Here is a 4,694-nt window from a genome sequence, read left to right as displayed (position 1 = left end):
AATCTGGTGACAATGGCGTAGAGGAAACACTCCTTCCCATTCCGAACAGGACAGTTAAGCTCTACAGCGTCGATGGTACTGCAGGGGAAGCCCTGTGGGAGAGTAGAACGTTGCCAGGTTATATGCCTCGATAGCTCAGTCGGTAGAGCAGAGGACTGAAAATCCTCGTGTCACTGGTTCGATTCCAGTTCGAGGCACCATAATATGGCGCTATAGCCAAGTGGTAAGGCAGAGGTCTGCAAAACCTTTATCCCCGGTTCGAATCCGGGTGGCGCCTCCAAAAAATCCTACAAGTTTTCTTGTAGGTTTTTTTTTAGCTAGAAAAATTTTATTCTTGTATTAATAAATGTTTTTTGGAATCATATCTAAATGTAACTCCAATAGGAATAGTTACATTAGGATAATCATGTCCACAAGGAAAATATTTTATTATAGGTATGTTAAGGGGAAGCAATTTTTCTTCAATAATTTCTTCTAATGTAAGAGTACTTTTGTTACTAGTGCAATTTGTAAAATGACCAAGAATTATAGCTTGGAGATTATTTAGCTTTCCACTACAGATAAGCTGAGATAACATCCTATCAATAACATAAGGACTTTCATTAACTTCTTCTATTAATAATATGTTATTTTTAAACTTTATTTCATATGGAGTTCCTATTGTAGAGCAGATAATTGATAAATTTCCTCCTACTAATTTTCCTTTAAAATCTTTTGAATTATAAACTTTAAAATTATCATTACAAATATTTTTTAAGTCATAAGTTATCTTTTCATTAATATTTTCTAATATATTTGTAAAGTAATGTCTTGTTAGAGGATCTTTAAAATCTGAATTAATCATGGGTCCATGAAAAGTTGGAAACTTACATTTTTTATTTATATAGTTTAATAATAAGGTAATATCGCTATAACCACAAAATATTTTAGGATTTTTTTTGATAGTTTTTAAATCTAAATAATTGGCCATTCTAATACAGCCATACCCACCTCTATAGCAAATTATGGCATCTATTTCTTTGTCAGCAAACATTCTATTAATATCTTCTGCTCTTTCTTTATCAGTACCTGCCAAGTATCCATAAGATTTAAATATATTTTTTCCTATTTTCACTTTATACCCAAGAGCTTTAAATAAATTAATATTTTCATTTATTTTTTCAATATCATCTGTTGATGCAGGAGCAATAATTCCTATAGTTGAATTTTTTTTATTAATAGATTTTAACTTATTCAAAATTCCACCTACTTATATTATCTTATAATAATTATATATTATAAAATAATAAGGATATGTTCCTTTTATGAGAACATATCCTTTTTGTAAAGAAGGTATGCTGTACCTATAGTTAATAATACAATTATAATATTAATTATTTCAAAGCCATAAGGATGATTTACTAGGGGCATTTTATCAAAATTCATACCAAATATTCCGCCAAAAATTTCTGGTATGGCCATTAATATAGTAACAGAGGCTAGAACTTTCATAACTATATTTAAATTATTAGATATAACTGAAGCAAAAAAATCCATTGTACTAGCTAGTATGTTGCTATATATTTCTGTCATTTCTATTGCTTGTTTATTTTCTATAATAACATCTTCTAAGACATCTTTGTCTTCTTCGTATTTCTGCATAATATCCAATTTTAACATTTTTTCTAAAGTAATTTCATTAGCTTTTAGTGATGTGGAAAAGTAAACCAAGGATTTTTCTAATGAATGCAATTGAATAAGTTCCCTGTTTTTCATTGATTTATGAAGTCTCTTTTCTATCATTAAGCTCTTTTTGTCTATTTGTCTTAAATATAGTAAGTAATTTGATGCAATCTTACTTAATATTTGAAGAATAAATCTAGATTTTTTAAAAGTAAAGAAGGATTTAACTTTTCCATTAATAAAATCTGATAATATTCGGCTGTTTTTTAAACAAACAGTTATTATTTGCTTTTCAGTATGTATTATTGCTAGAGGATAGGTATCATAGGTAAGGGAATTTTCCTCCATTTCAGTAAAGGGAATATCAACTATAACTAATAAGCAATTATCTTCTATATCTATACGAGATGTTTCTTCGTCATCCAAAGGTGCTTTTAAAAATTCTAAAGGAACATTAGTTTTTTTAGAAATTAATATTAACTCTTCATCGGAAGGTGCAACAATATTAATCCAGCAGCCATTTTCTATATTTTTTAAGGTTTTTAATGTTGGATTATCCTCGCTAATACTTTTATAAATTTGAATCATAATTGACCTCCATATATGAAATACTCCTTTAATTATACTATAATATAAAATATTAAATAAGGGAAATGATTAAATAAATAATAAAAGTCAAATATAAAAATAGGCTCTAAGTTTAGAGCCTATTTATTGTAAAATTCTTTTTTTACTTCTGCTAATAGATTTTCATTAACTATAATATCATATCCTGTAAATGCAAGTGATAATGCTGCTTTCATTGCTTCATTAAATCCGTATTCAGAAATTGTAGCTTTTGCAAATTCTTTTGTTCCATATTTAATTGCTTCATTTTTAACTATTGAGAAATAAGGGTGAATTGTAGGAACTTTCTTACTTACAACTCCAAGGCTTAAACCTGATTTAATGTCCCTAGCCGCTTCAATATGTATTATTCCATTTTCCTTAAGATTATGACTGAACAATCTATTTAAAGTTCTATTAGTACGTAATTCTTCATTTTCAGGTTCATATAAGGAGATAGAATATTGAATTCTAATTAATTTTGATACATATATAACTATTTCTCTGATTTTATTTTCTACTACTCTGACTACATCCATTTCCTTTCCTCTAATATAAAACTTTGCTTCAGCTTCAGAAGGAACTAAAAGTGGTGTATATCCTCCTTTTGATAATATTGAGTTTATCTCAATATCTTTAGGAAAGCCTTTTTGTAAGGCGTTTAATATATTGAAGGTTAATAAGATTCCATCTAGGGAGTTATAATCCTCTTTATTTAAAAAGCTAAAACCATTACTGCCTGAAAATTTAACTTGCATAGGAACTATGGCAGAAGAACTTCCGCTTTCAGAAGTAATTATGTCTGGATGAGAAACTAATACAGCGTCTATATCATCAAAAACTCCCTGCTTTACCATTATAGATTTTGTTCCACCTAAATATTCTCCTGGGCATCCAATTATTATTACAGAGCCATTAATTTTATCTATAATCTCTCCTAAGGCAATAGCAGCAGCAATAGAGGTAGCAGTTAGGAGATTATGACCTGTTAAGTGGCCTTCATTTAATAGTGCATCATATTCACATAAAAAACATATTTTTGGATGTCCATTTCCTTTAGAGGCAAAAAAGGATGTATTTAAATCTAGAAAATTTCTTTCTACTTTAAAATTATGTCTACTTAAAAATTCACATATATAATTGCAGCTATTAACTTCTTTATAGCTAACTTCTGGATTATTAAATAAAAATTCATTTAATGCTTTAATATCTTCTTTATATTTTTCTAAAGCAGAAATCATAAAATTTTTCATATTACATTCCTCCTAACTTTCCATATATTTATTTTTCTTTAAATGATTATAAATATACCTAAGTGTCGAGAATAATAATAAATTTATGGTTAGAAAGGGATTATAATATGGATTTATTAATTAAAGGAATAGATAAAAATGAAAATAAATGTATAATTTGTGGAAAGGAAATAGCTAGTGGTATAATTAATAAAAGATTATTATGTAATTCATGTCTTGATGATATTTCTCTGTTAAATATAGAGGATTTTGAATATAATTATTACAAAAATAAAATTAAGGTATGGTTAAAAAGAAAATATAATTTAAACATATGAGGGAGATATAAATGAAAAAAGGAATATTTATAGCTTTTGAAGGTGGAGAAGGTTCAGGAAAGAGTACAATAATAGATATGATTTATAATTATTTAATTGAAAATAATATAGCTTGTATAAAAACAAGAGAACCTGGTGGAATAAAAATTTCAGAGGATATTAGAAAAATAATATTAGATAAAAATAATACTCAAATGGATGCCAAGACCGAAGCTCTATTATACGCAGCAGCAAGAAGACAGCATTTAGTAGAAAAGGTTATTAAGGAATTAGAAAATGGAAAAATTGTTCTTTGTGATAGATTTATATATTCTTCACTAGTTTATCAAGGATATGCTAGAGGGTTAGGAGTTGAAGAAATATATAATATTAATAAATTTGCAATAGATGAGTACATGCCTGATTTAAATATATTTTTTGATGTGAGTCCTGAGATTGGACTAGCAAGAATAAATAAAAATAAAGATAGGGAAGTAAATAGGTTAGATTTAGAAAAGATGGACTTTCATTATAAGGTAAGAGAAGGTTATCTTAAATTATGTGAAGCTAATAAAGAAAGTTTTATAAAAATTAATGCAGAACAGTCAATTGATGAAGTTTTTGAAGCGGTAAAAAATGAAATTATTAAAGTTATTAAATAAAATGGTTTGCTTAGGGAATTTTTAGCAATAATTAAGTGACAAATTTTTGGTTAACTTATAATACAATTATGATAAAATATAATTGATAGTATTAGATTGTGTAAAGTAAATATGAAAAAATAGCGTAGCTACATGTATAATTACACAATATTGTTCAGTTTTTCTTTAAAATTTAAAAAAATTGATTTAGAAAGCTTGTTTTAAACAAAAAATGG

Annotated in this window: 5 protein-coding genes, 2 tRNA genes and 1 rRNA gene; 5 read left to right on the top strand and 3 right to left on the bottom strand. The window is 27.1% G+C overall.

All coding sequences use genetic code 11. The features are described from left to right. Window positions 1–2 precede the first annotated feature (2 nt). From rrf to KQI16_RS12085, 3 genes are all read left to right on the top strand, one after another. Window positions 3–119: ribosomal RNA gene (gene rrf / locus KQI16_RS12095) — 5S ribosomal RNA — on the top strand. 5 nt (window positions 120–124) lie between these two features. After that, window positions 125–200: transfer RNA gene (locus tag KQI16_RS12090), tRNA-Phe, on the top strand. A gap of 6 nt (window positions 201–206) precedes the next feature. Continuing rightward, window positions 207–280: transfer RNA gene (locus tag KQI16_RS12085), tRNA-Cys, on the top strand. A gap of 48 nt (window positions 281–328) precedes the next feature. Here KQI16_RS12085 and KQI16_RS12080 read toward each other — a convergent pair. The 3 genes from KQI16_RS12080 to KQI16_RS12070 form a co-directional block, all read right to left on the bottom strand. Next, entirely contained in the window at window positions 329–1,237 is a 909-nt protein-coding gene (locus KQI16_RS12080; protein ID WP_216434769.1) for a S66 peptidase family protein, read from the bottom strand. Window positions 1,238–1,302: 65 nt separating this feature from the next. Then, on the bottom strand, window positions 1,303–2,250 hold the full coding sequence (locus KQI16_RS12075; RefSeq protein ID WP_216434767.1) for a magnesium transporter CorA family protein: 948 nt from the start codon (window positions 2,248–2,250) through the stop codon (window positions 1,303–1,305). Between the two features lie 119 nt (window positions 2,251–2,369). Next, window positions 2,370–3,521 (bottom strand): M20 family peptidase, encoded by a 1,152-nt coding sequence (locus KQI16_RS12070; RefSeq protein WP_216434765.1) that lies wholly within the window; start codon window positions 3,519–3,521, stop codon window positions 2,370–2,372. Window positions 3,522–3,628: 107 nt separating this feature from the next. Between KQI16_RS12070 and KQI16_RS12065 the strand changes: the two genes are divergently transcribed. Together KQI16_RS12065 and tmk are read left to right on the top strand one after the other, a co-directional pair. Further along, a complete protein-coding gene (locus KQI16_RS12065; RefSeq protein WP_216434763.1) occupies window positions 3,629–3,838 on the top strand; it encodes a sigma factor G inhibitor Gin in 210 nt (69 codons plus the stop codon). 11 nt (window positions 3,839–3,849) lie between these two features. Further along, window positions 3,850–4,479: a dTMP kinase gene (tmk, locus tag KQI16_RS12060; RefSeq protein WP_216434761.1), complete on the top strand. Its 630-nt coding sequence runs from the start codon at window positions 3,850–3,852 to the stop codon at window positions 4,477–4,479. Window positions 4,480–4,694: the final 215 nt, after the last annotated feature.

It is taken from the genome of Caproiciproducens sp. MSJ-32 (genome assembly GCF_018918055.1).
Lineage (GTDB): Bacteria > Bacillota > Clostridia > Clostridiales > Clostridiaceae > Clostridium.
Note: the sequence above shows the minus strand (reverse complement) of the source record. Positions and strands in the feature narration are given on the sequence as shown.

What these genes read in the sequence shown, in the direction of transcription:
- KQI16_RS12075 (WP_216434767.1), bottom strand. Translation starts at nt 2,250, where the DNA reads ATGATTCAAATTTATAAAAGTATTAGCGAGGATAATCCAACATTAAAA.
- KQI16_RS12070 (WP_216434765.1), bottom strand. Translation starts at nt 3,521, where the DNA reads ATGAAAAATTTTATGATTTCTGCTTTAGAAAAATATAAAGAAGATATT.
- KQI16_RS12065 (WP_216434763.1), top strand. Translation starts at nt 3,629, where the DNA reads ATGGATTTATTAATTAAAGGAATAGATAAAAATGAAAATAAATGTATA.
- tmk (WP_216434761.1), top strand. Translation starts at nt 3,850, where the DNA reads ATGAAAAAAGGAATATTTATAGCTTTTGAAGGTGGAGAAGGTTCAGGA.